Genomic DNA, 539 nt, shown 5'->3' with positions numbered 1-539 from the left:
CGCATCGGGGGAGACCGTCAATCTGGACATCCTCTCCTTCAAGAACGTTGTGGGGACCGAGTACTGGCTTCTGGACGCGGGCGTGGACCTCACAGGCAAGATCACGCTCAAGTATCGGGGCGAGGACTTTGCCGACACGCGCCTGGCCGACGTTCTGGAGGGCAGGCTGAGCGACGACAAAAAGGTCCAGCACCTGAAAGTCGTCCGGGCTCTGGAAAACCGGAAGCTGACCTGGGTGGGTGCCAGCGGCGACACCTGGAACCTTAGGGAAAAAAACAAGTGGAAGCTCCCGGACAGCAGCCTCACCCAGTTTGCCCCCGGGGATGCTGTCGTGTTCACCCGGGACAACGTCGGCGACGTCAACGTCAACAAAGGCGGTGTGGTCGTTGCGGGCATGGAGATCACCGGCGGCACGTTCGTGTTCAAGGGCGGCGAGATCGTCTCGGCGGCGGACAAGGAGACCAACTACACCCCGGCCACCCGGAAAATGGAGCTGAGCGGGAACGCCGACGCCACCTTCGAGGAGAGCGTGAAGCTGA

At 62.3% G+C, this 539-nt stretch carries 1 protein-coding gene; it reads left to right on the top strand.

The window, feature by feature from the left end; translation table 11 throughout:
• Window positions 1-539, top strand: a 539-nt coding sequence (locus IHV25_RS10250; protein ID WP_192535028.1) for a hypothetical protein, incomplete at both ends; no start/stop codon positions are given.

It is taken from the genome of Phaeovibrio sulfidiphilus (assembly GCF_014861485.1).
GTDB classification, from domain to species: domain Bacteria; phylum Pseudomonadota; class Alphaproteobacteria; order Rhodospirillales; family Rhodospirillaceae; genus Phaeovibrio; species Phaeovibrio sulfidiphilus.
This window is presented reverse-complemented; position numbering and strand designations above follow the sequence as displayed.